21 protein-coding genes are annotated in these 25,633 nt (G+C 65.5%); 16 read left to right on the forward strand and 5 right to left on the reverse strand.

Going from position 1 to position 25,633, the window contains the following annotated elements:
- The first annotated feature begins 39 nt into the window (after positions 1-39).
- The 9 genes from phaC to AQ610_RS08645 all read left to right on the forward strand — a co-directional run bounded on the left by phaC (position 40) and on the right by AQ610_RS08645 (position 11,001).
- Positions 40-1,839, forward strand: a complete 1,800-nt coding sequence (gene phaC / locus AQ610_RS08600) for a class I poly(R)-hydroxyalkanoic acid synthase (protein WP_006026943.1) — start codon at positions 40-42, stop codon at positions 1,837-1,839.
- Between the two features lie 96 nt (positions 1,840-1,935).
- Positions 1,936-3,117 carry an acetyl-CoA C-acetyltransferase gene (locus AQ610_RS08605; protein ID WP_006026942.1) on the forward strand — a complete coding sequence of 394 codons (1,182 nt, stop codon included), beginning with the start codon at positions 1,936-1,938 and terminating at the stop codon, positions 3,115-3,117.
- A gap of 128 nt (positions 3,118-3,245) precedes the next feature.
- The gene (locus AQ610_RS08610) at positions 3,246-3,986 is read left to right on the forward strand and encodes a 3-ketoacyl-ACP reductase (protein WP_009912154.1); all 741 of its coding nucleotides are present in this window, start codon (positions 3,246-3,248) and stop codon (positions 3,984-3,986) included.
- A gap of 137 nt (positions 3,987-4,123) precedes the next feature.
- Positions 4,124-4,696 (forward strand): polyhydroxyalkanoate synthesis repressor PhaR, encoded by a 573-nt coding sequence (phaR, locus tag AQ610_RS08615; RefSeq protein ID WP_006026940.1) that lies wholly within the window; start codon positions 4,124-4,126, stop codon positions 4,694-4,696.
- Between the two features lie 575 nt (positions 4,697-5,271).
- Positions 5,272-6,663, forward strand: a complete 1,392-nt coding sequence (rimO, locus tag AQ610_RS08625; protein ID WP_009912156.1) for a 30S ribosomal protein S12 methylthiotransferase RimO — start codon at positions 5,272-5,274, stop codon at positions 6,661-6,663.
- A gap of 2 nt (positions 6,664-6,665) precedes the next feature.
- Complete coding sequence (locus tag AQ610_RS08630) at positions 6,666-7,592, forward strand: sugar kinase (protein WP_006026938.1); 927 nt, start codon at positions 6,666-6,668, stop codon at positions 7,590-7,592.
- Between the two features lie 98 nt (positions 7,593-7,690).
- Positions 7,691-8,875, forward strand: a complete 1,185-nt coding sequence (gene bktB / locus AQ610_RS08635) for a beta-ketothiolase BktB (protein WP_009912157.1) — start codon at positions 7,691-7,693, stop codon at positions 8,873-8,875.
- A 16-nt stretch (positions 8,876-8,891) separates the two neighbouring features.
- On the forward strand, positions 8,892-9,500 hold the full coding sequence (locus AQ610_RS08640; protein WP_006026936.1) for a hypothetical protein: 609 nt from the start codon (positions 8,892-8,894) through the stop codon (positions 9,498-9,500).
- A 316-nt stretch (positions 9,501-9,816) separates the two neighbouring features.
- Positions 9,817-11,001 carry a cystathionine beta-lyase gene (locus tag AQ610_RS08645; RefSeq protein WP_009912163.1) on the forward strand — a complete coding sequence of 395 codons (1,185 nt, stop codon included), beginning with the start codon at positions 9,817-9,819 and terminating at the stop codon, positions 10,999-11,001.
- A gap of 86 nt (positions 11,002-11,087) precedes the next feature.
- Here the strand turns inward: AQ610_RS08645 and serB are convergent, their stop codons facing one another.
- Positions 11,088-11,933, reverse strand: a complete 846-nt coding sequence (serB, locus tag AQ610_RS08650) for a phosphoserine phosphatase SerB (RefSeq protein ID WP_006026934.1) — start codon at positions 11,931-11,933, stop codon at positions 11,088-11,090.
- 589 nt (positions 11,934-12,522) lie between these two features.
- Between serB and AQ610_RS08655 the strand changes: the two genes are divergently transcribed.
- Positions 12,523-13,068, forward strand: coding sequence for a DUF6013 family protein (locus AQ610_RS08655; RefSeq protein WP_009912164.1), 546 nt, complete (start codon positions 12,523-12,525; stop codon positions 13,066-13,068).
- Positions 13,069-13,296: 228 nt separating this feature from the next.
- Here AQ610_RS08655 and AQ610_RS08660 read toward each other — a convergent pair whose 3' ends face one another.
- Together AQ610_RS08660 and AQ610_RS08665 are read right to left on the reverse strand one after the other, a co-directional pair.
- Positions 13,297-14,115, reverse strand: a complete 819-nt coding sequence (locus tag AQ610_RS08660; RefSeq protein ID WP_006026932.1) for an ABC transporter permease — start codon at positions 14,113-14,115, stop codon at positions 13,297-13,299.
- Positions 14,112-14,807 (reverse strand): ABC transporter ATP-binding protein, encoded by a 696-nt coding sequence (locus tag AQ610_RS08665; RefSeq protein WP_006026931.1) that lies wholly within the window; start codon positions 14,805-14,807, stop codon positions 14,112-14,114. The genes AQ610_RS08660 and AQ610_RS08665 overlap by 4 nt, the downstream gene beginning before the upstream one ends.
- Positions 14,808-14,940: 133 nt before the next feature.
- On the opposite strand from AQ610_RS08665, the gene AQ610_RS08670 reads away from it, so the two are divergent.
- Together AQ610_RS08670 and AQ610_RS08675 are read left to right on the forward strand one after the other, a co-directional pair.
- Entirely contained in the window at positions 14,941-17,487 is a 2,547-nt protein-coding gene (locus tag AQ610_RS08670; RefSeq protein ID WP_006026930.1) for an AsmA family protein, read from the forward strand.
- Between the two features lie 176 nt (positions 17,488-17,663).
- Positions 17,664-19,256 (forward strand): ABC-F family ATPase, encoded by a 1,593-nt coding sequence (locus AQ610_RS08675; protein ID WP_009912166.1) that lies wholly within the window; start codon positions 17,664-17,666, stop codon positions 19,254-19,256.
- 120 nt (positions 19,257-19,376) lie between these two features.
- On the opposite strand, the gene AQ610_RS35875 is transcribed toward AQ610_RS08675, so the two are convergent.
- Positions 19,377-19,886 (reverse strand): hypothetical protein, encoded by a 510-nt coding sequence (locus AQ610_RS35875; RefSeq protein WP_144411933.1) that lies wholly within the window; start codon positions 19,884-19,886, stop codon positions 19,377-19,379.
- 1,081 nt (positions 19,887-20,967) lie between these two features.
- Positions 20,968-22,497: an ATP-dependent nuclease gene (locus tag AQ610_RS33060; protein ID WP_006026928.1), complete on the reverse strand. Its 1,530-nt coding sequence runs from the start codon at positions 22,495-22,497 to the stop codon at positions 20,968-20,970.
- A 386-nt stretch (positions 22,498-22,883) separates the two neighbouring features.
- On the opposite strand from AQ610_RS33060, the gene AQ610_RS08680 reads away from it, so the two are divergent.
- The 4 genes from AQ610_RS08680 (at position 22,884) to AQ610_RS08695 (ending at position 25,505) form a co-directional block, all read left to right on the forward strand.
- Positions 22,884-23,099 carry a BRO-N domain-containing protein gene (locus AQ610_RS08680; RefSeq protein ID WP_009912168.1) on the forward strand — a complete coding sequence of 72 codons (216 nt, stop codon included), beginning with the start codon at positions 22,884-22,886 and terminating at the stop codon, positions 23,097-23,099.
- Positions 23,100-23,276: 177 nt separating this feature from the next.
- The gene (locus AQ610_RS08685) at positions 23,277-23,897 is read left to right on the forward strand and encodes a recombinase family protein (protein WP_009912169.1); all 621 of its coding nucleotides are present in this window, start codon (positions 23,277-23,279) and stop codon (positions 23,895-23,897) included.
- Positions 23,894-24,181, forward strand: coding sequence for a Cas5 family CRISPR-associated protein (locus AQ610_RS08690; RefSeq protein WP_043282635.1), 288 nt, complete (start codon positions 23,894-23,896; stop codon positions 24,179-24,181). Before AQ610_RS08685 ends, AQ610_RS08690 begins: the two co-directional genes overlap by 4 nt.
- A gap of 46 nt (positions 24,182-24,227) precedes the next feature.
- A complete protein-coding gene (locus AQ610_RS08695; RefSeq protein WP_006026243.1) occupies positions 24,228-25,505 on the forward strand; it encodes an IS256 family transposase in 1,278 nt (425 codons plus the stop codon).
- Positions 25,506-25,633: the final 128 nt, after the last annotated feature.

A 25,633-nucleotide genomic window follows, 5' to 3' on the forward strand; every position in this document is an offset into this window, starting at 1 on the left:
CCCCAGGGCCGCAACACAGCCGGATCGGCGGCCCAGCCCATGCAACAGTTGTTCGAGTCCTGGCTCGACGCATGGCGCAGCTTCGCGGAACCGGCCCGGGCGGCCGCGGGCGGCGTACCCGCGCAGTCGCCGTTCGCGGCGTTCCAGACGCCTCTGCCGTTTTCGTTCGCGATGCCGAAGATGCCGCCGATGCCGGACTGGTCCGGCGCGGCCGCGTCGCCCGCCGGGCTCGCGCCCGTCGCGTCGGTGCCGCCCGCGCGGCTGCAGAAGCTTCAGGCCGATTACTCGCGCGAGTGCATCGCGCTGATCCAGCAGGCGAACGTCGCGACGCCGACCGTTCCTGAACTGAAGGATCGGCGCTTCAGCTCGGATGCGTGGAAGGCTTCGCCCGCGCACGGATTCGCGGCCGCCTGGTATCTGCTGAACGCACGCTATCTGCAGGAGCTCGCCGACGCGCTCGAGACCGATCCGAAGACGCGCGAGCGAATCCGCTTCACGGTCCAGCAGTGGACGGCCGCCGCGTCGCCGAGCAACTTCCTCGCGCTCAATCCGGAGGCGCAGAAGAGTCTCGTCGAGACGCAGGGCGAGAGCCTGCGTCTCGGGATGATGAACCTGCTCGCCGACATGCAGCGCGGCAAGATCTCGCAGACGGACGAATCGCAGTTCGTCGTCGGCGAGAATCTCGCGGTGTCGGAAGGCGCGGTCGTCTACGAGAACGATCTGATCCAGTTGATCCAGTACAAGCCGACGACGCCGACCGTCTTCGAGCGGCCGCTGCTCATCGTGCCGCCGTGCATCAACAAGTTCTACATCCTCGATCTGCAGCCCGAGAACTCGCTCGTCGCGCACGCGCTGTCGTGCGGCCATCAGGTGTTCCTCGTGTCGTGGCGCAATGCCGATGCATCGGTCGCGCACAAGACATGGGACGACTACATGGACGAGGGCCTGCTCGCCGCGATCGACGTCGTCCAGCAGGTGAGCGGGCGCGAGCAGATCAACACGCTCGGCTTCTGCGTCGGCGGCACGATGCTTGCGACGGCGCTCGCGGTGCTCGCCGCGCGCGGCGAGCACCCGGCCGCGTCGATGACGCTCCTCACCGCGATGCTCGACTTCTCCGACACGGGCATTCTCGACGTGTTCGTCGACGAAGCGCACGTGCAGATGCGCGAGCAGACCATCGGCGGCAAGAACGGCGCGCCGGCGGGCTTGATGCGCGGCGTCGAGTTCGCGAACACGTTTTCGTTTCTGCGTCCGAACGATCTCGTGTGGAACTACGTCGTCGACAACTACCTGAAGGGCCGCACGCCCGCGCCGTTCGATCTGCTGTACTGGAACGGCGATTCGACGAGCCTGCCGGGCCCGATGTACGCGTGGTATCTGCGGAACACCTATCTCGAGAACAAGCTGCGCGAGCCGGATGCGCTCACCGTGTGCGGCGAGCCCGTCGATCTGTCGCGGATCGACGTGCCGACGTTCATCTACGGCTCGCGGGAGGATCACATCGTGCCGTGGCAGACCGCGTACGAATCGACGTCGCTGCTGACGGGGCCGCTGAAGTTCGTGCTCGGCGCGTCGGGCCACATCGCGGGCGTGATCAACCCGCCCGCGAAGAACAAGCGCAGCTACTGGAGCTACGACGCGGATGCAAAGGCGCTGCCGGAATCGGCGAACGACTGGCTCGACGCGGCCGTCGAGCATCCGGGCAGTTGGTGGCCGGTGTGGATCGAGTGGCTCGATCAGTACGGCGGCAAGAAGGTGAAGCCGCGCACGCAGCCCGGCTCCGCGCACTTCCCGGTGATCGAGCCCGCGCCCGGCCGGTATGTGATGCGACGCGATTGACGAACGACGGAAGGCGGAGCACGCTTTGCGTCGCCACCGATTTTTAACAGGGCGGTTCGCGGCGCGCCGTGCCGCGTTCGTTCGGAGGATAGTGAAATGACTGACGTAGTGATCGTATCGGCCGCGCGCACCGCGGTCGGCAAGTTCGGCGGCTCGCTCGCGAAGGTCGCCGCGCCCGAGCTCGGCGCGACCGTGATCCGCGCGGTGCTCGCGCGTGCGGGCGTGAAGCCTGAGCAGATCAGCGAAGTGATTCTGGGCCAGGTGCTGACGGCGGGCTCGGGCCAGAACCCGGCACGTCAGGCGCTGATCGCGGCGGGGCTGCCGAACGCCGTGCCGGGCATGACGATCAACAAGGTGTGCGGCTCCGGCCTGAAGGCCGTGATGCTCGCCGCGAACGCGATCGTCGCGGGCGACGCGGAGATCGTCGTCGCGGGCGGTCAGGAGAACATGAGCGCCGCGCCGCACGTGCTGCCGGGCTCGCGCGACGGCTTCCGGATGGGCGACGCGAAGCTCGTCGACAGCATGATCGTCGACGGCCTTTGGGACGTCTACAACAAGTACCACATGGGTGTCACCGCGGAGAACGTCGCGAAGGAATACGGGATCACGCGCGAAGAGCAGGACCAGTTCGCGGCGCTGTCGCAGAACAAGGCGGAAGCCGCGCAGAAGGCGGGCCGCTTCGACGACGAGATCGTGCCGATCGAGATCCCGCAGCGAAAGGGCGAGCCGCTTCGCTTCGCGACCGACGAGTTCGTGCGTCACGGCGTGACGGCCGAGGCGCTCGCGGGCCTGAAACCCGCGTTCGCGAAGGACGGCACGGTGACGGCCGCGAACGCGTCCGGCATCAACGACGGCGCGGCCGCGGTGCTCGTGATGTCGGCGAAGAAGGCCGAGGCGCTCGGCCTCGAGCCGCTCGCGCGGATCAAGGCTTACGCGAACGCGGGCGTCGATCCGAGCGTGATGGGCATGGGCCCCGTTCCGGCGTCGCGCCGCTGTCTCGAGCGCGCGGGCTGGTCGGTCGGCGACCTCGACCTGATGGAGATCAACGAGGCGTTCGCCGCGCAGGCGCTCGCGGTCCACAAGCAGATGGGCTGGGACACGTCGAAGGTCAACGTGAACGGCGGCGCGATCGCGATCGGCCATCCGATCGGCGCGTCGGGCTGCCGGATTCTCGTCACGCTGCTGCACGAAATGCGCAAGCGCGATGCGAAACGCGGCCTCGCGTCGCTTTGCATCGGCGGCGGGATGGGCGTCGCGCTCGCGCTCGAGCGCCCGTAACGCCAATCAGGAGGCACCCGAGCCGGCCGCGCCGACGGGCGCGCGGCCCGGCGAACGGGCGGATCGGCATGCAGGCGACGGAGAGGTTGCCGCTCGGCGCTTCTCAAAACGATAATGGAGTGATGGTTATGTCTCAGCGAATTGCTTACGTAACGGGCGGCATGGGCGGCATCGGTACGAGCATCTGCCAGCGCCTGCACAAGGACGGCTTCCGGGTGGTCGCGGGCTGCGGCCCGAATTCGCCGCGCCGCGTGAAATGGCTCGAGAACCAGAAGGCGCTCGGCTTCGATTTCTACGCATCCGAAGGCAACGTCGGCGACTGGGATTCGACGAAGCAGGCGTTCGACAAGGTGAAGGCCGAGATCGGCGAGATCGACGTGCTCGTCAACAACGCGGGCATCACGCGCGACGTCGTGTTCCGCAAGATGACGCGCGAAGACTGGACGGCCGTGATCGACACGAACCTGACGAGCCTCTTCAACGTCACGAAGCAGGTGATCGACGGCATGGTCGAGCGCGGCTGGGGGCGCATCATCAATATTTCGTCGGTGAACGGCCAGAAAGGGCAGTTCGGCCAGACCAACTACTCGACCGCGAAGGCGGGCATTCACGGCTTCACGATGTCGCTCGCACAGGAGGTCGCGACGAAGGGCGTGACGGTCAACACGGTGTCGCCGGGCTACATCGGCACGGACATGGTGAAGGCGATCCGTCCGGACGTGCTCGAGAAGATCGTCGCGACGATTCCGGTGCGCCGTCTCGGCTCGCCCGACGAGATCGGCTCGATCGTCGCGTGGCTCGCGTCGGAAGAGTCCGGCTTCGCGACGGGCGCCGATTTTTCGCTGAACGGCGGCTTGCATATGGGCTGAGCCATTCGGCCGGGCGGCGCATGCCGTCCGGCCGTGTGGGTCGGATGTTCCGGGAACGCCCGGTTCCGCGCGCGGCTCGCGCCCGCGTGCGGCGCCGGGCGCCGTCACTGCGCGCATCAGGCGCTCAAAGGCGTTACATGACTACTACAAAGAAAACTGGCGAACGGCTGATCAAGAAGTATCCGAACCGCCGTTTGTACGATACGGAGACGAGCACCTACATTACGTTGACCGACGTGAAGCAACTCGTGCTCGAGCAGGAGGACTTCAAGGTCATCGATGCGAAAAGCAACGAGGACCTGACCCGCAGCATCCTGCTGCAGATCATTCTCGAAGAGGAGAGCGGCGGCGTGCCGATGTTCTCGTCGTCGATGCTCTCGCAGATCATCCGGTTCTACGGGCATGCGATGCAGGGGATGATGGGCGCGTATCTGGAGAAGAACATCCAGGCGTTCATCGACATCCAGAGCAAGCTTGCCGACCAGTCGAAGAACCTGTACGAGAACAACGCGATGAATCCGGAAGTCTGGTCGCAGTTCATGAACATGCAGGCGCCGATGATGCAAGGGATGATGACGAGCTACATCGAGCAGTCGAAGAACATGTTCGTGCAGATGCAGGAGCAGATGCAGAACCAGGCGAAGACGATGTTCAGCTCGTTCCCGTTCAAGCCGGCGACGCCGCCGGGCAGCGAGCCGGAGAAAAAGTAGACGCAACGCGCGACGTCGTGCGACGTCTTTCGCCGGGACCGTGGCCGGAATGCGACCCGGCTGCGTTGCGATACCGCATGTGTCGTCGCTCCGTGAACCCGCTTGCGGCTCGGCGGGGCGGCATCGATTGCGCTCGGCGGGCGCATCGCCCGAGGGGCCGCGGCTTGCCGCGCGTCATCGGGCGGATGTCGCAATCGCATGCAGGAAACGGCGCCGCGCAGGCGCCGTTTCTTTTCGGGGTGGGATGCGCCCGAGTGATGCCGCCGCGGCAGACGGGCAGGCGGCCGTTTCGTCTGCGACGCACGCGCCGCATTCGCGAACTCGTCTCCTGAAGCTGTCGGCCGGCCTCGCGCGTCTGCCGTGTACGAGCGCGATGGGCGCGTGCTACGTCGGGGCGATCCGGCTCATGAGGCTCGTCACCAAGCAGCTCGCAATCGGCGTCACGCATGCGGTCCGGGTGGGCGACGCGCTCGGTGTGCTCCCTCGGGGAAACGTCGCCGCGCGGAGGGTAAAATGCCGGCAAACCCAAGGCGTGCCGCCACCGGACGCCGTCCCCTCACGCATGGAAGCGATAGTTGGAAAATTCATTGAAATCACGCGGTAAGCCGCTTGCCGCGCCCAAGGTGGGCATGGTTTCGCTCGGGTGCCCAAAGGCGCTCGTCGACTCCGAGCAGATCATCACGCAACTGCGCGCCGAAGGCTACGAAATCTCCGGCACCTATGACGGCGCGGATCTCGTCGTCGTCAACACCTGCGGCTTCATCGACGAAGCGGTCCAGGAAAGCCTCGACGCGATTGGCGAAGCGCTCGCGGAAAACGGCAAGGTGATCGTCACCGGCTGCCTCGGCGCGAAGAAGAGCGCGAGCGGCTCCGGCCTCATCGAGGAAGTGCACCCGAAGGTGCTCGCCGTCACCGGCCCGCATGCGGTCGGCGAAGTGATGCAGGTCGTGCACAGCCATCTGCCGAAGCCGCACGATCCGTTCGTCGATCTCGTGCCGGCCGCGGGCATCAAGCTCACGCCGCGCCACTACGCGTATCTGAAGATCTCCGAAGGCTGCAATCACCGCTGCTCGTTCTGCATCATTCCGTCGATGCGCGGCGATCTCGTGTCGCGGCCCGTCGCCGAGGTGATGCTCGAAGCCGAGAACCTGTTCAAGTCCGGCGTGAAGGAACTGCTCGTGATCTCGCAGGACACGAGCGCGTACGGCGTCGACGTCAAGTACCGCACGGGCTTCTGGAACGGACGGCCGCTCAGGACGCGGATGACCGAGCTCGTCGGCGCGCTCGGCGAGCTCGCCGCGCAGTACGGCGCGTGGGTGCGTCTGCATTACGTGTATCCGTATCCGCACGTCGACGAAATCATCCCGATGATGGCGCAAGGCCCGCTCAAGGACCACGTGCTGCCGTATCTCGACGTGCCGTTCCAGCACGCGCACCCGGACGTGCTCAAGCGCATGAAGCGCCCGGCGAACGCGGAGCGGGTGCTCGAGCGCGTGCAGAAGTGGCGCGAGATCTGTCCGGATCTGACGATTCGCAGCACGTTCATCGCGGGCTTTCCGGGCGAGACCGAAGCGCAATTCGAGACACTCCTCGACTTCATTCGCGAGGCGGAGCTCGATCGCGTCGGCTGCTTCGCGTATTCTCCGGTCGAGGGTGCGAGCGCGAACGAGCTCGACGGCGCGCTGCCCGACGACATGCGCGAGGCGCGCCGCGCGCGCTTCATGGAAGTCGCCGAGGAGGTGTCGGCCGCGCGCATCGAACGCAAGGTCGGCAAGACGCTCAAGGTGCTGATCGACGAGGTCAACGAAGAGGGCGGCGTCGGCCGCACCGCGGCCGACGCGCCCGAGATCGACGGCGTCGTCTACGTCGAGCCGGCAACGAAGGCGTCGAAGCGGTACAAGGTCGGCGATTTCGTGTCCGTGAAGATCACGGGCGCCGACGGCCACGATCTTTGGGGCGAGGTCTGACGATGCCGGCGACGTCTCTGGACGTGCTCGCGCTCGGCGAGGCGATGGTCGAATTCAATCAGGCACGGCCGGGCGAGCCGAACTATCTGCAGGGCTTCGGCGGCGATACGTCGAACTTCTGCATCGCCGCCGCGCGGCAGGGTGCGCGCGCGGGTTTCGTGTCCGCGGTCGGCGACGATCATTTCGGCCGGTTGCTGCTCGATCTGTGGCGTCGCGAGCGCGTTGACACGTCGTGCGTGCGGATCGACGGCAGCGCGCCGACGGGCGTCTATTTCGTGTCGCACGGCGAGCACGGCCACGCGTTCGATTATCTCCGCGCGGGCTCGGCCGCGAGCCGCTACGCGATCCGCGATCTGCCGCTCGACGCGCTCGCGGCCGCGCGCTTCGTGCATCTGTCGGGCGTGAGCCTCGCGATCAGCACGAGCGCGTGCGATGCGGCGTTCGCCGCGATCGGGCACGCACGTGCGAACGGCGCGCGCGTGAGCTTCGACACGAACCTGCGGCTCAAGCTTTGGCCGCTGCCGCGCGCGCGGGCGGTGATGACGGAGGCGCTGCGCCATACGGACGTCTGCCTGCCGAGCTGGGATGACGTGACGGCGCTCACCGGGCTCGTCGAGCGCGACGCGATCGTCGATGCGATGCTCGGCCTGGGGCCGAGCATCGTCGCGCTGAAACTCGGCCGCGAAGGCGCGTATGTCGCGACGCCCGACGAGCGGCGCGCCGTGCCCGGCTTCGCCGTCGACGCGCTCGACGCGACAGGCGCGGGCGACTGCTTCGGCGGCGCGTTCGTCGCGCGGCTCGCCGCAGGCGACGATCCGTTCTCGGCCGCGCGCTACGCGAACGCGGCGGCCGCGCTGTCGACGCAAGGCTTCGGCGCGGTCGCGCCGATTCCGTCGCGTGACGCGGTCGAGCGGCTATTGGATGCGTGATCCGATGCGTGAATCCAGAGCTGATCCGAATGCATGACGCGCACGATCGCGGTCGCGCGCTCGATCGGTTTTCATCAAGAGAAGAGAGGGAGGCAACGATGCAACGCGAAGTAGTGGTGGTAAGCGGCGTACGCACCGCGATCGGCGATTTCGGCGGCAGCCTGAAGGACTTCGCGCCGACCGAGCTCGGCGCGCGGGTCGTGCGCGAAGCGCTGTCGCGCGCGCAGGTGTCGGGCGACGAAGTCGGCCACGTCGTGTTCGGCAACGTCGTGCACACGGAGCCGAAGGACATGTATCTCGCGCGCGTCGCGGCGATCAACGGCGGCATCGCGCAGCACGCGCCCGCGCTGACGCTCAACCGCCTCTGCGGCTCGGGCCTGCAGGCGATCGTGTCGGCCGCGCAGGGCGTGCTGCTCGGCGACGCGGACATCGCGGTCGCGGGCGGAGCGGAGAACATGAGCCGCGCGCCGTACTCGGTGCCGGTCGCGCGCTTCGGCCAGCGGATGGGCGACGCGAAGCTCGTCGACATGATGGTCGGCGCGCTCAGCGATCCGTTCCAGTCGATTCACATGGGCGTGACGGCCGAGAACGTCGCGGCGAAGTACGGGATCACGCGCGACGCGCAGGACGCGCTCGCGGTCGAATCGCATCGGCGCGCGTCGCATGCGACGAAGTCCGGCTACTTCAAGGAGCAGATCCTGCCGATCGAGATCGCATCGCGCAAAGGCACGGTCGTGTTCGACGCCGACGAGCACGTGCGCCACGACGCGTCGCTCGACGATTTCGCGAAGCTCAAGCCCGTGTTCGCCAAGGAGAACGGCACGGTGACGGCGGGCAACGCATCGGGCATCAACGACGCTGCCGCCGCGGTCGTGCTGATGGAGCGCAGCGTTGCCGAGCAGCGCGGCGCGAAGCCGCTCGCGCGCCTCGTCTCGTATGCGCACGCGGGCGTCGATCCGGCGTACATGGGCATCGGCCCCGTGCCCGCGACGAAGAAGGCGCTCGGGCGCGCGGGCATCACGGTCGCCGATCTCGACGTGATCGAGGCGAACGAGGCGTTCGCCGCGCAGGCGTGCGCGGTGTCGAGCGAGCTCGGCTTCGATCCGGCGAAGGTCAACCCGAACGGCTCGGGCATTTCGCTCGGCCATCCGATCGGCGCGACGGGCGCGCTCATCACCGTGAAGGCGCTGTACGAGCTGCAACGGACCGGCGGGCGCTACGCGCTCGTCACGATGTGCATCGGCGGCGGGCAGGGCATCGCCGCGGTGTTCGAGCGTCTGTAACGAGAGGGCCGCGCAGTTGAAGCTGATCACCGGAATCCGCGGCGCGGCGCTCGCCGCCGCACTTGCGACGGCGGCGGGGCTCGCGTTCGCGCAGTCTCCCTCTCAGGGCGTGGCGGCTTCCGCGGGCGCGGCCGATGCGGCGTCCGCCGCCGCGCCGCAGGCGGACGCGCCGCCGCCCGCCGCGCCGCTCAAGCCGAATCCGGCGTATGCGCGGCTGCCGCGCTACGAAGGGACGGTCGGCGGCCGGCAGGTCGTCGTGCGTCTCGGGCCGAAGACGGACGAGCCGGGCGTGCATGGCGAGTGCCAGTATCTCGACACGGGGGCGGTCGTCCTGCTCGCGGGCGATCGCGACGGCGACACGCTCGAGATCGAAGAATCGGACGACGGCACGAACATCACGGGCGTGTGGATCGGCCGCTTCGATGCGTTAGGCGGCTTGTCCGCCGACCGGATGAACGCCGATCAGTCGGATCCGCTGCCCGTCGCGCTGCGCCCGGCGGGCGGCGCGCCCGCGCCGTCGCATGCGGCGGGCGCGCAGCCCGCGCCGGCCGCCGCAGGCGCGCCGCAGGCGGGCGTCCGGGGGCAGTCGATCGACGGCGTGAGCAATCTGCGGACCGCCGAATAGCGAACGCGGCGGGTCGGCGCGGCGGCCGAGTCTCCCGGTCGCCGATCGGCGCTTGCCGGGCGGCTCAACGGGCCGGGTAGCTCAACGGTTTTGGGCGATGCGGCCGGGGCTCGGCGGTCTCTTGCCGGTCCTCTTGCCAGTCCCCCTTACCGGCCCCATCTGTTGCCCCCGCTCCCGCATCGGTCTCGGGCGCGGACGCCTCTCGCCGGCACGGTCGCGGCCGCGCCGACTGTACCGGGCCAAACGTGCGGAATCCGGCTAAGCTAGCCGGGTTTCCAATCTTTTCCGGCTCGTTTTGCGCCGAGCCCTCCCAGTGATGACCGCATCCATTCCCAAGCGCGCGCTCCAGACGCGCGTCGTCCAGCCGGACGATCGCATTCCCGCCGGTTTCGAATCGTTCGTCGTGCCGGTCGCGCGAGCGTCGACGGTCGTGTTCCCCGATCTCGCGACGATGCGCAACCTCGACTGGCGCCAGGATGGCCAGTGGCGCTACGGGTTGCACGCCACGCCGACGTCGCTCGCGCTCGCGCAGCGGCTCGCCGAGATCGAAGGCGGCACGCACGCGCTGTTGCAGCCGTCGGGGCTCTCCTCGATCACGAACGTGTACTTCGGCCTCGTCAAGGAAGGTGACGACGTGCTGATTCCGGACAACGCATACGGGCCGAACGGCGATTTCGGCAAATGGCTGGCGAAGGATTTCGGCATCACTGCGCGCTTTTACGATCCGATGATCGGTGCGGGCATCGCCGATCTGATCCAGCCGAACACACGCATCATCTGGCTTGAGGCGCCCGGCTCGGTGACGATGGAGGTGCCCGACGTGCGGGCGATCACGGCGGTCGCGCGCTCGCGCGGGATCGTCACGGCGATCGACAACACGTATTCGGCGGGCCTTGCGTTCAAGCCGTTCGAGCACGGCGTCGACATCTCGGTGCAGGCGCTGACGAAGTATCAGTCGGGCGGCAGCGACGTGCTGATGGGCGCGACGATCACCGCCGACGACGAACTGCACGCGAAGCTGAAGCTTGCGCGGATGCGGCTCGGCATCGGCGTGTCGGCCGACGACTGCTCGCTCGTGCTGCGCGGCCTGCCGAGCATGCGTGCGCGTTTCGAGGCGCACGGCCGCAGCGCGCTGTCGCTTGCGCGCTGGCTGAAGACGCGTGCGGAGATCGCGGCGGTGCTGCATCCGCAACTGCCCGATTGCCCCGGTCACGAGGCCTTCATGCGGGACTTCACGGGCGCGGGCGGCCTGTTCTCGGTCGTGTTCGACGAGCGCTACGATGCCGCGCAGGTCGACCGCTTCGTCGAGGCGCTCGCGCTGTTCGCGATCGGCTGGAGCTGGGGCGGCGCATGCAGCCTCGCGATGCCGTACGACGTGCAGTCGATGCGCACGGGCAAGTGGCCGCATCGCGGCACGCTGGTGCGTTTCTATGTCGGCCTCGAAGATGAAGCCGATTTGCGCGCGGACATCGAGCGCGCATTCGCCGAAACGTTCGCGTAACGCGCGACATCGGACCGCGGCGGACGACAGCGGCGGCGGTTCTTTCGGCCGCGCCGCGCGCGGGCCGGGCGAGCCTGAGCGCGGCCTCAGAACAGCCGCAGCAATCCGTCGAGGCCGACGTGATCGAACGCGGCGCTCGCCGCGCTGCGCACGACCGGCTTCGCGCGAAACGCGATCGAGAAGCCGCCGGCGGCCATCATCTTCAGATCGTTCGACCCGTCGCCGAGGACGATCGCGCGTGCGGGCTCGATGCCGAGCGCCGCGCACGTATCGCGCACCGCGCGCGCCTTCACGTCCGCGTTGACGATCTCGCCGACGACCCTGCCCGTCAGCTTGCCGTCGACGATCTCGAGCGTGTTCGAGTGCGCGAAGTCGAGGCCGAGCCGCGCCTTCAGGCGCTCGGTGAAGAAGGTGAAGCCGCCCGATACGAGCAGCGTCTTCAGGCCCGCCGCTTTCACGCCGGCAAGCATCGACTCGGCGCCCGGCGACAGCCGTAGCCGTTCTTCGTAGACGCGCTCGAGCGCGCTCGCGTCGAGGCCCGCGAGCAGCGCGACGCGGCGGGTCAGGCTCTCGTTGAAATCCTTGATCTCGCCGCGCATCGCCGCCTCGGTGATCGCCGAGACTTCGGCTTTCAGGTCGCAGAAGTCCGCGATCTCGTCGATGCACTCGATCGTGATCAGCGTCGAATCCATGTCCATCGCGACGAGTCCGAAGTCGGCAAGCTTGCGGGCCGCGTCGACGAACGCGTAGTCGAGCGCGTGCGCGCCGCAGTATGCGTCGATGTCGGCGCGCTGCGCGGGGTCGGCGCCCTCGATGCGGATCGACTGCGCGTCGAGCGGAACGACGCGCGCGCCGCGCGCGAGTGCGGCGAGCGGCTTGTGATGCGCGTCGGAGAGCGGCGCAGTGCTTTGAACGACGAGATTCGTGGTCATGGAAGTGTCACGGTGGAGCGGGTGGCGGCGCCGACCAAGGCGATGCGGCGAACCCGTTATTGTAGCCGGTTGCGACGCAGCGCCAGCGGACGGGCGGTAGGGGGAGGACTCGGGCGTGTCCGATCGGACGGTGGCGGGCGGGGCGTGGCTGATCGCTGCGCATTCCCGACTGGCGATTTCCGGCTCTCGGCTCTCGTGCGGACAGCGTTTGATACCGGACGTCGCCGTCATCTCGATTCGATGGTTCGAGCAACAAGGCGTGAAAATTTGTGATGGATCAAATTTGTCGTGCGCGCGCTTGGCGTCTTCGCCGTCGACGGCTTCACGTTCCGGCAGCATGCGAGCGAGCATGACGTATCCGCGATGCATCTCGTCCATTCCGGGCGATGCCGCGCGAAGCGAGCGCCCCGAGGCGAGTATCGAGCCCGTGATCGCGCGCCACGCACGCTCGGCGCGGATCGTGCAAGCAGGGGTAACACCCGATGCGCGGCAGGCGCCACGCGTGCCGCTTCGCGTTAGACTGGCATTGCGTCATGCATCGATAACCCGGCGATTCGCGCAGCACGTCGTCATAAAAGGAGAGGTCAGCATGAGTCAACGCATTCTGTCGCCGCTCGTCGCGTCGTGCGCCGCCGCGGCGCTGCTCTCGGCTTTCGCCGCGCATGCGGCGCCGCCCATCAAGGGCAGTGTGCTGGGCGGCAACGACGGCCAGCTTCAATACACGGTCAAGGTCGACTCGAAGCAGTTCGGCACGATGCAGGAGACGCGCAAGATCCGCTCCGGCGAAACCGACGATTACAACTGGAAGTCGGTGCCGCCGTCGGGCGCCGTGCCGATGCCCGACGCGTGCCCGAATGCGGACACGCTGCCGCGCGACGCGAACGGCGCGATGGTCCGGCAGGCGCAGGTGCGGCTCGCGCCATCCGTCGACAGCAAGGGCGTCGCGAACGTGCAACTGAGCTTCCAGGCGAGCGCGCCGAACGGCGCGAAGAAGGTCACGTTGAACGGCAAGACGCTGCAATGCCCGAATGTCGTATCGGTGAGCCAGGTCAAATGGCTGTCGGTCCCGACGGGCGGCTCGAAGTCGATCGCGATGCGCGACGGCACGAAGATCACGGTGTCGATCAAGCGGTAACGGGGTGGCGCGGCGGCGTTCGCGTGGCGGATGGCGGCGGCGCGGCACGCACGCCGCATGACACGCCGGATGTCGGCGCGCGACTCGATAATCACTCGGATCACTCGGATCGGCGACAAGGCTCGCGCCAATCGCCAGTCCGCCGACTCGCCAAGCCGTTACGTCCCACGCGAATCGACGAACCATCAAGCGTCCGACGAGCGGGTCCACTCCACGGGCGTGCGCGTCTCACCCGCGATTCGCGGTTTTTTCCCGCTCGACGAGCCGCGATGCCAGAAACCGGTGCTCGGCGGAGAAGAGCCGCCGATAAGTCGACAGCACCGCGCCGACGGTGCCGAGCGCGGACGCCGCCGCGATCAGGAACATGATGACGATCTGATAGCGGACGGCCTGCAGCGGCGACTGCCCGGCGAGCACCTGGCCCGTCATCATCCCGGGCAGGCTCACGACGCCGACGACGGCCATCTGGTTGAGCGTCGGCAGCATGCCGGCGCGCACCGCCTGCCGCGCCGCGTCCTGCGCCGCTTCCCAGCGCGTCGCGCCGAGCGCGAGCGCCGTCTCGACGCGATCGCGCTGCGCGGTCAGCTCCTCCATCATCCGCTCGATGCCGAGCGACACGCCTGTCAGCGTGTTGCCGAGAATCATCCCGAGGATCGGGATCGCATATTGCGGCTCGTACCACGGATGGATGCGGATCACGACGAACAGCCCGATTGCCGCGACGAACCAGCTACTCGCCCAGATCGACAGGATGCTGTCGGCGCGCTGCCCCGCGTAGGCCCGCTTGCCGCGCGCGGCGCCCGCGAAGCCGGCGATCAGCGTCATCAGCGCGACGAGCGGCAGCACGACGTACCAGCGCGGATGGCCGAACACCCAGCCGAGCACGTAGCCGATCGCGAGCAACTGCACGACGGTGCGCGCGGCAGCCCACGCGAGCTTGCGGCCGAGGCCGAGCGACAGGGCGACCGAAATCGCGCCGTTGATCGCGACGAGCGCCGCCGCGATCCCGACGTCGACGAGGCTCAGGTCTTGCAGCGGCGTGTTCATCGCATGTTCTCCGTCGCGGCATCGCCGAGCGCGCCGGCGCGCATCGTCAGGCGCCGGCGGCCGACGCGCGCCGCCTGCGCCGGGTCGTGCGAAATCCACAGATACGAGCGCGCGGCGGGCGCCGCGGCGAACCAGGCGGCCACGAGCGCCTCGATCGCGCGGGTCGAATCGGGATCGAGGGCGGACGTCGGCTCGTCGAGCAGCAGCACGTCGGGGGCGAGCTGCAGCACGCGCAGCAGCGCGGCGATCTGCGCCTCGCCGCCCGACAGCTCGCTCGCGGCCTTGCGCAGGAAATCGTCGCCGCGGCCCGCTTGCGCGGCGAGGCGCGCGACGCGCGCGCGGTCGAAGTGCGCATCGCGATAGACCGCGAGCGAATAGGGGTAGCGCAGCAGGTCCTCGACCGTGCCGTCGGCCGTCGCGGGGCGCTGCCGAACGTACGCGACGCTGCGCCGGTAGCGCGGGATGGCCGCGCGCGGCACGCGCTTGCCGTGCCAGAGCAATTGACCGCCGTCGATCGGATCGAGGCGCGCGAGAACCCTCAGGAACACGCTCTTGCCGGAGCCCGACGGGCCGGTGAGCGCGATCCGCTCTCCCGCCGCGAGCGAGAAATCGGTCGGGGCCAGGAGCGTTTTGCCGCTCGCCGCGTCGCGTCGCGTGATCTGTCGGGCTTCGATCAGGGCATCGGCTGTCATAAATGCAAAAAACGCAAAAAACGGTAAATGGGGGCGGGTGGCGCCGCATCGTGCGCCATAATAACTGTCAGTGGCAGCGTCGCGCACGCTGCGCGGCGCTGCCGGTTCAGGAAGAACAACGACGGAATCTGGCATGACGCTCACCCGTACCCTCGGCAAAACGGCGGCGTGGATCGTCGGCATCTTCGCGGTCTTGACCGCGGCGGTCGGCGTGTTCATCTTCACGTTCGACTGGAGCCGCGCGAAACCGTGGATCAACGAGCAGGCAAGCGCGTCGATCGGCCGGCCATTCGAGATCCGCGGCGACATCAAGGTCGGCTGGCGGCGGCCCGACGGCGAGACCGGCTGGCGCGCCTGGGTGCCGTGGCCGATGTTCTCGGCGCGCCAGGTCGTGATCGGCAACCCGCCCTGGGCGAAGGCGCCCGACTTCGCGACGCTCGACGAAGCGCGCTTCGAGCTCGCGCTGCTGCCGCTGCTCGCCCATGAGGTCGTGATCCCGACGATCGAGCTCGTCAATCCGGCGCTCGACATCGAGCGCCTCGCCGACGGCCGCAACAACTGGACCTTCGAATTCAAGCAGTCTTCCGGCCCGTCGCCGTGGAAGGTGCAATTGCGCGACTTCGGCTTCGCGAAGGGCACGGTCGCGTATCGCGATGCGATCACGAAAGCTGATCTGAGCGTCGCGGTCGACACGCTCGGCCAGCCGATCCCGCTCGGCGACGTGCTCCGGCAGCAGGAGGAAACGTCGCGAGCGGCGTCGGCGCAGCGGGTCGGCAAGAAGGGGGCGGCGCAACTGACCGCGAAGGCGAAGGCCCAGATTGTGTCCGAGGCGTCGGCAGCGTCGGCAGCGTCGGCAGCGTCGGCAGCGTCGGCGGCCGAAGCGCCCGGAACGGGCGGCGCTTCGGCGGCGAGCGGCGCGAATGGCGCGAATGGCGCGAATGGCGCGAATGGCGCGGCGCCGGCCGGCAAGGCTTCCGGGGGCAGCCAGGCGGCGTCGGCGCAGGCGGCGGGCAATCGGGTTTCGGCGAATGCGGGCGGCTCGCCGAAGACTGCTGCGTCGTCGTCAGGCGGCAGCGCCGCGGCGATTGCCGCCGGCAAGGTGCCCGCGTCGAATGCAGGCGGAGCGGCCGCTTCCGCAGCGGCCTCCGCCGCCGCTGTATCGACGACCGCGGCCGGGCCTGGCACAAGCAGCGCAAGCGGCACAAACGACACAAGCGGCGCAAGCGCGGCTGCCGCGGCGAAGCGGCCGGCCGGTCCGACCTACGCATTCGGCCTGACCGTCAAGGGCCGCTACAAGGGCGTGCCGATCGCCGGCACGGGCAAGATGGGCGGCGTGCTGTCGCTTCGCGACGCATCGCGGCCGTTCCCGCTGCAGGCCGACGTGAAGGCGGGCGACACGCGCCTCGCGATCGTCGGCACGCTCACCGATCCGGTCCATCTCGCCGCGATCGATCTGCGGCTGTGGCTGCAGGGCACGAGCATGTCGCATCTGTATCCGCTCACGGGCGTGACGCTGCCCGACACGCCGCCCTACGCGACCGAAGGCCGGCTCATCGGCCATTTCAAGCGAGGCGCGAGCACGTTCCGCTACGAGAACTTCAACGGCCGCGTCGGTGGCAGCGATCTGCGCGGCACGTTGACGTACCAGCAGCGCGCACCCCGGCCGCTGCTGTCCGGCGAGCTCGTGTCGAATCTGCTGCAATTCTCCGATCTCGCGCCGATCGTCGGCGCCGACACGGCCGCGAGCAAGGCGCAGCGCGGGGACACGACGAAGCAGCCGCCCGGCCGCGTGCTGCCTGTCGAGACGTTCCGCACCGACCGCTGGCGCGCGCTCGACGCCGACGTCAAGTTCACGGGCCGCAAGCTGATCAAGAGCGCCGCGCTGCCGATCACCGATCTGTACACGCACATCGTGATGACGGACGGCGTGCTGTCGCTCGAGCCGCTGAAGTTCGGCGTCGCGGGCGGCTCGCTCGCGACGACCGCGCATCTCGACGGCGGCGCCGCGCCGCTCAAGGGGCGCTTCGCGGTGGCCGCGCGGCATCTGAAGCTCAGGCAACTGTTCCCGACGCAGAAGGTCATGCAGTCCGCGTTCGGCGAGATCAACGGCGATGCGGCGCTGTCGGCGACCGGCAACTCGCCCGCCGCGCTCGCGGCGACGTCGAGCGGCGAAGTGAAGATGCTGATGACCAACGGCGCGATCAGCCGCTTGCTGATGGAGGCGGCGGGCCTGAACGTCGCCAACGTCCTTTACGAGAAGATGTTCGGCGGCCACGACGTGAAGATCAATTGCGCGGCCGTCGATTTCGTGGCGACCAACGGCTTGCTCGACACGAAGCTGTTCGCGTTCGATACCGACGACGCGCTGATCAACATCGACGGCCCGATCGACTTGCGCAACGAGTCGATGAACCTGAAGGTCCATCCGCATACGAAGGGATTCCGCGTGTTCTCGCTGCGCTCGCCGCTATACGTGAAGGGGACGTTCAAGAATCCGGACGTCGGCGTCGATGCGGGCGCGCTCGCGTTGCGCGCGGGCGCGATGGTCGGCCTCGGGCTCGTGAATCCGCTCGCGGCGCTGATCCCGCTGATCGCGCCGAGCAACAACAAGGACGTGCCGTGCCCGGAACTGTTCGCGCAATTGAAGGCGCCGCAGCAGGCGGCGAATGCGCGCAAGTGACGGGGGCGCGGGCTTGACGGATCGGCGCGCCGGGCAATTTATGCCGGCCGCGGGATGAAAAGACAGGCGAATGGCGCGCCCGTTTTCGGGGCCCGAAGGGCATGCGGCGCAGCGATTCATCGACTCCTGCTAAAATGCCCGGTTTTCCGTCGATCTATCTCTTAACGGGATCTGCCGTGCTTTCTACCGCCAACATCACGATGCAATTCGGGCCCAAGCCCCTGTTCGAGAACATCTCGGTCAAGTTCGGGGAGGGCAACCGCTACGGCCTCATCGGAGCGAACGGCTGCGGCAAGTCGACCTTCATGAAGATCCTGGGGGGCGATCTCGAGCCATCGTCGGGCAACGTCGCGCTCGAGCCGAACGTTCGTCTCGGCAAGCTGCGCCAGGATCAGTTCGCATACGAGGACGTGCGCGTGCTCGACGTCGTGATGATGGGCCACACCGAGATGTGGGCCGCGATGACCGAGCGCGACGCGATCTACGCGAACCCGGAGGCGACCGACGACGACTACATGCACGCAGCCGAGCTCGAGGCGAAGTTCGCCGAATACGGCGGCTACGACGCCGAGGCGCGCGCGGGCGCGCTGTTGCTCGGCATCGGCATCGAGGAGAAATTCCACAATGGCCCGATGCGCGACGTCGCGCCGGGCTGGAAGCTGCGCGTGCTGCTCGCGCAGGCGCTGTTCTCGAACCCGGACGTGCTGCTGCTCGACGAGCCGACCAACAACCTCGACATCAACTCGATCCGCTGGCTCGAGGACACGCTCAACAACTACGATTCGACGATGATCATCATCTCGCATGATCGTCACTTCCTGAACTCGGTGTGCACGCACATGGCCGACATGGACTACGGCACGCTGAAGGTCTGGCCGGGCAATTACGACGACTACATGCTCGCGTCCGCGCAGGCGCGCGAGCGCCAGGCCGCCGCGAACGCGCGCGCGAAGGAGCGCGTCGCCGAGCTGCAGGACTTCGTGCGCCGCTTCTCGGCGAACAAGTCGAAGGCCCGCCAGGCGACGAGCCGCGCGAAGCAGATCGACAAGATCAAGATCGAGGAATTCAAGCCGTCATCGCGCCAGAACCCGTTCATCCGCTTCGAGTACGAGAAGAAGCTGCACAACGTCGCGGTCGTCGCGCAAGAGATCACGAAGAAGTACGAGCGCACGATCTTCGAGAACTTCAACCTGTCGGTGCAGCCGGGCGAGCGCATCGCGATCATCGGCGAGAACGGCGCGGGCAAGACGACGCTGCTGCGTTCGCTGCTCGGCAACCTGGCGCTCGAGCACGGCACCGTGAAGTGGGCCGAGAACGCGAACGTCGGCTACATGCCGCAGGACACCTACGAAGCGTTCCCGAACGACGTCACGCTGATGGACTGGATCGACCAGTACCGCAAGGACGGCGACGACGAAACGATGGTGCGCGGCACGCTCGGCCGCCTGCTGTTCTCGGCGGACGACATCAGGAAATCGGTGAAGGTGCTGTCGGGCGGCGAGAAGGGCCGGATGATCTGGGGCAAGCTGATGCTCGGCCGCCACAACGTGCTCCTGATGGACGAGCCGACCAACCACATGGACATGGAGTCGATCGAGTCGCTGCAGATCGCGCTCGAGAAGTTCGAGGGCACGCTGATCTTCGTGTCGCACGACCGCGAATTCGTGAGCGGCCTCGCGAACCGGATCATCGAAGTGCGCACGGATGGCACGCTGTTCGACTTCGGCGGCAATTACGAGGAGTTCCTGACGAGCCAGGGGCAGGAGTAAAACCGTCGAATGTACCCAATCTGATGTACCCAATTGTACCCAAGAGGCCCGCTAAGTTGTACTCGGCGGGCTTTTTGTTGTACCCAGGCTAGCCCCTCGACCGCATCGACTTGCCCAGGATCACCGCGCCATCCAGCTATTCCGTCCTCCAGCCACAGACCGTTGACCTTGACCGGTAGAGTTGGCGTATCGAACATTAACGGTACATACCGGACACAACAAATAACCGGCCGTCCGCTGCGTGGGAGGGTGGTCCTGTAAAACAGCTTTGCGCCGATCTGGGCCGTCGAAGCACGGCTGGCAGATATAGTGCTCCGGCTCGGTTGCCGTTGCCTCTGCTCGGTATGCGAAGCGGCCCGGGGCTACTGCGTGCAGTAAATAGCGGCCGCGCTCGGCTAGGGCGGTCTTCGCTGCTTCGAGGTCGCGTAATGCCGTCCTGTGTTCCTCTTGCAATTCCGATAACTGTACGTTGTGCGCGAACAGTGACTGTTGTGCGTCGAGAATCTTGCTATTCAGGTCAGAAACCTTCGCAGCCATATCGTTGTAACTCTTCAGTTCGAGTGCGGCCCTACCGAAATCCATTGCCGTTTTCAACGACGCCGCTGCTGCCGTCAATTGCTGCATATCCATCGTAGTAATCCCCGTGTGACGTTGTGTGATGTTGTGCCCACAAGCATAAGCCCGGGACACACGGGATGTCAGCATATCTGCTGACGAGATCAAGACACTTGGGGCGGGTGAAGCGGGAGGGCGTTAGAATTCGCAACCAACGTGATTACGCCCGAGGAATCATATGCGCTCGCGCCAAGCTGAGGAATTCGCCGCGAGGTCCGATGCTTTTACCATGCAACTATTGGACGAAGCGGAACGACAGGTCGCAGAAACACGGCGACTCGCCCGCATGCCGTGGTGGGTGCCGCTCGCGGTCGCTGCTCTAAGTGTCGCCGGGGCATTGCTCGCACGGGCATGGTACGCAGCGCTGTAACGGCTCGACCGTTCAATCCTGATGAAACCAAAGAGATCGGATAACCCCGTTGTCGCTCGTGGGCAGGAGGCATGGGAGTACCTGAAGGAGGATGCTCCGCGACGCCGCGCCCTATCGCGGGGAGCAGGTGACAAGGCCAGGGAAAGGCGTGAGCGGTCTCATGACGCGCACCGGCGCTGGTGGGTCCAAGTCGGTGAGGCGCTGGCGGCTGGAAAGCGTAAGTGCGTATCGAATCAGTCCTTTTCTGCTTGGGTAACGGGCCACGGTTTTGACGAAATCGGGTTCAAGATTCGGCAGGACGCCATATGGTTAGCTGCGAACATGGAGACGCTCGGGGAGCTACCGGACGACATCGCGAGTCCAACGGTCATAAGGCGATGGGCGAACAAACGAGCGGCTGTAGCATCCGGACGTGCTCATGGCGACCGAATAACAGATGCTGATGTCGCCGCGCTCCAAAAGGCTGCGGCGTTGCTACGAGAATCCGCGCGGGATGCTCGACGCAGCGCAGCGGCACTAGACGAGGCTGCGCGGCTTATCGGCAAGGTGAACATCGCGATAAAGAGACGTGTATAAGGCGAGATTAGGCCAAACGGACAGCGTTAGGGCATCTGACTCAGTCCGGCCATGAGCCGTCAATCGGTCGCTTACTCAGTCGAACGTTCAAATGTCTGTTCCTGTCAACGACTGAGTCGTTCACTCGCTCCCGACGGGCTGCCGATCTTCCTATTGCTGCCGTCTCATCGCTGCAGCGAGGTGAGGTCCGATGAGCTGTAGCACCGCCGCCCTTTCATTGTCCCAGTACCATTGCGCGAACAAGCGAATCAACGCCTTACGAACGTCGGCCTCAGAGTCATTCGGCAATGCACCAGCAATCCGCGCAACAACGTTCCGGAAAGCGGTCTTGCACCTATTGCGCTGTTCGCTCCCTGCGGCGGCTGGAATATCGCCTATGTCGGCATTGCCATAGTTTAAGTGAATATTATGGAAATGTTGTTGTATTAATCTAAGTGCCGTTTGTCTGTGATTTCTCAAAAAATCAACAAATGCTACCTCTGGCGTCCACGGGAGATAGTCGATCGTTTGCTCGTGTCTCTGGAATTCTGCAAGCGCGACATGATTTCGTTCAGCCTCCCAATTCGCGATTGTCTCGTCCTTAACATCTCGGTCAAGGAGAGCAACTGAGGTACAAGATATGGGCAGCAGGGCGCGGCTTCGATCGAGAAAGCGGACAACGCTCATGAAAGGGCCGATTGGAATGACGTGTACTGTCGGGAAAAGAGACTCGTCGTTCCTGAATCTGTGGCCAATCGCGAGTTGCGTTAGTGCTTCCGTCGCATACAAGGCCGCCTCGTCTTCTACATATATGACGAGATCAGGGCCGCGTTCTTCATCATACGCAATATTGCCAAGAGCGTAGGTAGGGAAGCATCCCTTTATCGCAGAAACGTTGCCATCGTCAGCTTCCAAGAAAATAATCCTGTCGCGAGGTACCCGCTTCAACAGACTGACCGAATGTGTCGAGAAAATAATTGTCAACTGCTTGTCCTGTGCGATCGTTTGCAGATACCGCAAAAGTCCAATCTGGGCTCGCGGGTGGAGAGCTAGCTCCAGTTCATCGATCAGAATCAGGGAGTTATTAGCGCATGTCAGCAAACTTCGGATTAGCTTCATGACGCAAAGCTCGCCAAGGCTGAGGTTTCGCTCAGATACGTACTTAGCTTGAGGAGGTGCCTTTGTCTGAAGCACAAAGGCACGATTGCCTCCACCGGGAGTTAAATTGATGACTTTTAGCGCGTCAAATTTGTCGGTCTCAAGTATCTCGTTGGCGGCATCGCGTAGCGCCTGTGGGGCTGGCCTTATACGAGCAGGTCGAAAATCCTCTGGTCGCGGAGTGATGCGGTCAGCCGTTGCACCGACATAGATGACCGTGGGATATCCGAAATTTTGCAGCAGGCGGTTAGCGGACCTTGGACGAGGCACCCATCGTTCGCCTGCGTAAGCATACGTGACGCGACGGCCATTGACCGTATAAACGATCTCCGCTCCGTCAAAGCTATCGAGTGCGTCGGAAATCTGCGACGGCCGGAAATGCTGCGCAAAAGCATTGGGATGACCGATTCTTCGCAAGCACGCTAGAACCGATGTTTTGCCTGCGCCATTCGAGCCGGAAAGCAAGTGGACGCCGGGTGGGGGCACTTCGAAAGCGAGCGTGCGAATGTGCTTTAAGTTATTGATCTCTATCGTGTTTGGCATTTTTTAGCGCTTATGGCTTGTCTTCGTAGGCATTATGTAATGCGGCTTTAGGATCGTTGCACTAGCAATGTACTCCGACGCCGACGGCAGCCTCGTTTTTTTTCCCAGAAATGCGTGACAAGGTGTCCCCGGCCGCGCGAGCCAAAATCCCCCCATGCCCTCCCCGGCGCTTCCTGGTCCCGATGCAGCAATCCTGCTGCGTGCGGGGCGGCTCCGAACATGAGTCTCCGCGTCGTGGAGATCGACGGGGAGCCGTGGTTCCCTGCGAAGGACATGTGTATTGCCGTGGGCATCGCGCATCTTGGAAGCGCAGTTAGGACGCTGGATTCTGACGAAAAGGGTGTGCGACTTTTGCACACCCTTGGGGGGGGCCGGAGAATACGACCGTGATCTCCGAGTCGGGCCTCTACGCGCTCGTGATGCGTTCTAACAAACCGATAGCGCGGGAGTTCCGCAAGTGGGTCACGTCGGAAGTCCTGCCGTCCATCCGTAAGCACGGGATGTACATGATGCAGGAGGTCGCACGGGAGGCCGTTGAGGACCCAATGCAAATCCTTGCCCGAGCGCTGGTGGTCACCAACGAGCGGCTAGGAGGATCGTGAGGATGCAGGGCGTGGACGCCCTTGGCCTTTCTCTATCGCTGTTTCGGTGCGTTCCGTTTGGGTATACCTGTAGCGAACGCGCAACGCCTATGCGCTTCCGTTCCGTTGAAGTTGACAGATTTTCGGAACGGTGGATAATTCGAAACACCACTTCAACGGAACGAGTTAAGGCACCATATGAGACGTATCTACTACGGGCGTGTATCGACGCTCGACGGGCAGACCGCCGCGAGCCAATACGCAGACGCAGCCGCCCAGGGCATAGCCGCAGACGACGTGTTTGTAGATGAAGGGGTGAGTGGGTATCACGTTCCGCCCGCCGAGCGCGAACAGTGGCAGCACGTGGAGCGCGACCTTCGCAAGGGCGGGGTCCTGGTTGTTCGCTGGCTCGACCGCATCTCGCGGCATTACGGCGAACTAGCCGAGACCATGCAGCGCCTTATGAAGAAGGGCGTTCGGGTTGAATGCACGCTCAACGATATGGTGTTCGACGGGCAAGAGACCGACCCATTGCGGCTCGGGATTCGCGATGCGCTATTAGCGTTCATGGCGGCGCAGGGCGCGGCGGACTATCTGAACCGGCGCGAGATGCAGGCGCGGGGGATCGCCGTAGCCAAAGCTGAAGGGAAGTACAAGGGCCGTAAGCCTGCCGTGGATTACGCTGAAGTCCGGGCGTATCACGCGGAACACGGCGGCTCCGTGCGATCTCTCGCGGAACACTTTGGCGTAGGACTTGCCACCATTTCCCGCGCATTGAATTCCGTAAGCACCACCAATTCCAAGGAGGCAGCCGAATGATCGGACCGCATACGCAACTCATCCGCGCCCGTATTGCGTTTTCTCACACCGGATTGCACGGCGATCATTCGTGGCTCGTGAAGCCCGAAAGCGAACGGGCAGTGTCTGACGCCCCCATTGCGCTCGCTCGCCGTGGCATAGCAGCCATGCCAACTGGAGAACTTGCCCTGCATTGGGCCGCGTCATTGGAAGACCAGATGCTGAGGCTCGCTAAGGAGCTAATGTCGAATTTGGTGTACGGCGGGTGGTCGGCGGGAAATGAGAAGGCGGTGGCGGTTAGCTGAAAATGTTGCTTTCCACGGTAACACCCAGCAACCGAACTCCACCACCATGGCGAAACGTACGCAGGAAACAAACGGCAGTCAAGCAGCAACGGAAGTGAAGGGCCTGCCCGGTCTGGACGACCTGATCCAGCAGGGCGCGCGGCAGATTATCCAGCAGGCGATCGAGGCGGAATTGGCGGCATTGCTCGAGCAGTATTCGAACGTGAAAACGCTGGACGGACGGCGCGCGATCGTGCGCAACGGCTATCTGCCCGAACGCGAGGTCGTCACGGCAGTCGGGCCCGTGCCGGTTCAGGTGCCCAAGGTGCGTGACCGTTCGGGCTCGGGCGTGAAGTTCAACTCGAACATCGTGCCGCCCTACGTGCGCAAGTCGCCCCGGGTGAGCGCGGCGCTGCCGTGGCTTTACCTGCGCGGTGTTTCCACCGGCGACATGAGCGAAGCGTTCAGCGTGCTGCTCGGCGAACAAGCCAAAGGCCTCTCGCCCAATGTCGTGGTGCGCCTGAAGGCGCAATGGGCCGACGAGTTCGAGCGATGGAACAAACGCGACCTGTCGGGCTCGCGCTGGGTCTACTGGTGGGCTGATGGCATTCACACCGGCGCGCGCAGCGAAGACTCCGATGGCCAGTGCCTGCTGGTGATCATCGGCGTGAAGCCGGACGGGAGCAAGGAGCGCGTGGCGCTCGCCGACGGCTATCGCGAATCGAAGGATTCGTGGCGTGACCTGTTGCTGGACCTGAAGGCACGCGGGCTGCAGGCCGGCCCGCTGCTGGCTACTGGCGACGGCGCGATGGGCCTGTGGGCGGCGCTTGAAGAAGTGTTCCCGCAGACCAGGCAACAACGCTGCTGGTTCCACAAGATCGGCAACGTGCTCAACGCTCTGCCGAAATCGCAGCACGGCCGCGCCAAGGCTGCCCTGTCTGAAATCTGGAATGCGGCAACGCGAGCCGAGGCCATCGTCGCGTTCAACCAGTTCGTTGCGACGTATTCGGCCAAATATCCCAAGGCCGCTGAGAAGGTCACGAAGGACCGCGACGAGTTGCTCGCGTTCTACGACTTTCCAGCTGAACACTGGCAGCATCTGCGAACGACCAACCCGATCGAATCGACGTTTGCGACGGTACGTCATCGCACAACGCGTACGCGCAACTGTCTGTCGCGCGCGACCTTCCTTGGTCTGGCATTCAAGCTGATCGAATCGGCTGAACAGTCGTGGCGCCGTATCCGCGGCGTGGACAAGATCGAACAGCTCATGAAGGGCATTCCCTTCAAGGATGGTACCCCGGTGATCGAAAGCACACCGGCTCAGCAACCGCTCGCCGCCTGATCATGCCGCCGACTGCTGATACACCAGATTTGACAACTGCTCCTCGCTAAGGAACTGGACGCGCTGGAATCGCAGTATGCCGCGCTGGATTCAGCTATGAGCGGGGCGGCCGTCGAGCGGCAATAACG

The organism is Burkholderia humptydooensis, from assembly GCF_001513745.1.
GTDB lineage: Bacteria > Pseudomonadota > Gammaproteobacteria > Burkholderiales > Burkholderiaceae > Burkholderia > Burkholderia humptydooensis.

Coding starts and splice junctions, on each gene's coding strand:
- phaC (WP_006026943.1), top strand. CDS start 40: ATGCAACAGTTGTTCGAGTCCTGGCTCGACGCATGGCGCAGCTTCGCG.
- AQ610_RS08605 (WP_006026942.1), top strand. CDS start 1,936: ATGACTGACGTAGTGATCGTATCGGCCGCGCGCACCGCGGTCGGCAAG.
- AQ610_RS08610 (WP_009912154.1), top strand. CDS start 3,246: ATGTCTCAGCGAATTGCTTACGTAACGGGCGGCATGGGCGGCATCGGT.
- phaR (WP_006026940.1), top strand. CDS start 4,124: ATGACTACTACAAAGAAAACTGGCGAACGGCTGATCAAGAAGTATCCG.
- AQ610_RS08630 (WP_006026938.1), top strand. CDS start 6,666: ATGCCGGCGACGTCTCTGGACGTGCTCGCGCTCGGCGAGGCGATGGTC.
- bktB (WP_009912157.1), top strand. CDS start 7,691: ATGCAACGCGAAGTAGTGGTGGTAAGCGGCGTACGCACCGCGATCGGC.
- AQ610_RS08645 (WP_009912163.1), top strand. CDS start 9,817: ATGACCGCATCCATTCCCAAGCGCGCGCTCCAGACGCGCGTCGTCCAG.
- serB (WP_006026934.1), bottom strand. CDS start 11,933: ATGACCACGAATCTCGTCGTTCAAAGCACTGCGCCGCTCTCCGACGCG.
- AQ610_RS08655 (WP_009912164.1), top strand. CDS start 12,523: ATGAGTCAACGCATTCTGTCGCCGCTCGTCGCGTCGTGCGCCGCCGCG.
- AQ610_RS08660 (WP_006026932.1), bottom strand. CDS start 14,115: ATGAACACGCCGCTGCAAGACCTGAGCCTCGTCGACGTCGGGATCGCG.
- AQ610_RS08665 (WP_006026931.1), bottom strand. CDS start 14,807: ATGACAGCCGATGCCCTGATCGAAGCCCGACAGATCACGCGACGCGAC.
- AQ610_RS08670 (WP_006026930.1), top strand. CDS start 14,941: ATGACGCTCACCCGTACCCTCGGCAAAACGGCGGCGTGGATCGTCGGC.
- AQ610_RS35875 (WP_144411933.1), bottom strand. CDS start 19,886: ATGGATATGCAGCAATTGACGGCAGCAGCGGCGTCGTTGAAAACGGCA.
- AQ610_RS33060 (WP_006026928.1), bottom strand. CDS start 22,497: ATGCCAAACACGATAGAGATCAATAACTTAAAGCACATTCGCACGCTC.
- AQ610_RS08685 (WP_009912169.1), top strand. CDS start 23,277: ATGAGACGTATCTACTACGGGCGTGTATCGACGCTCGACGGGCAGACC.
- AQ610_RS08690 (WP_043282635.1), top strand. CDS start 23,894: ATGATCGGACCGCATACGCAACTCATCCGCGCCCGTATTGCGTTTTCT.
- AQ610_RS08695 (WP_006026243.1), top strand. CDS start 24,228: ATGGCGAAACGTACGCAGGAAACAAACGGCAGTCAAGCAGCAACGGAA.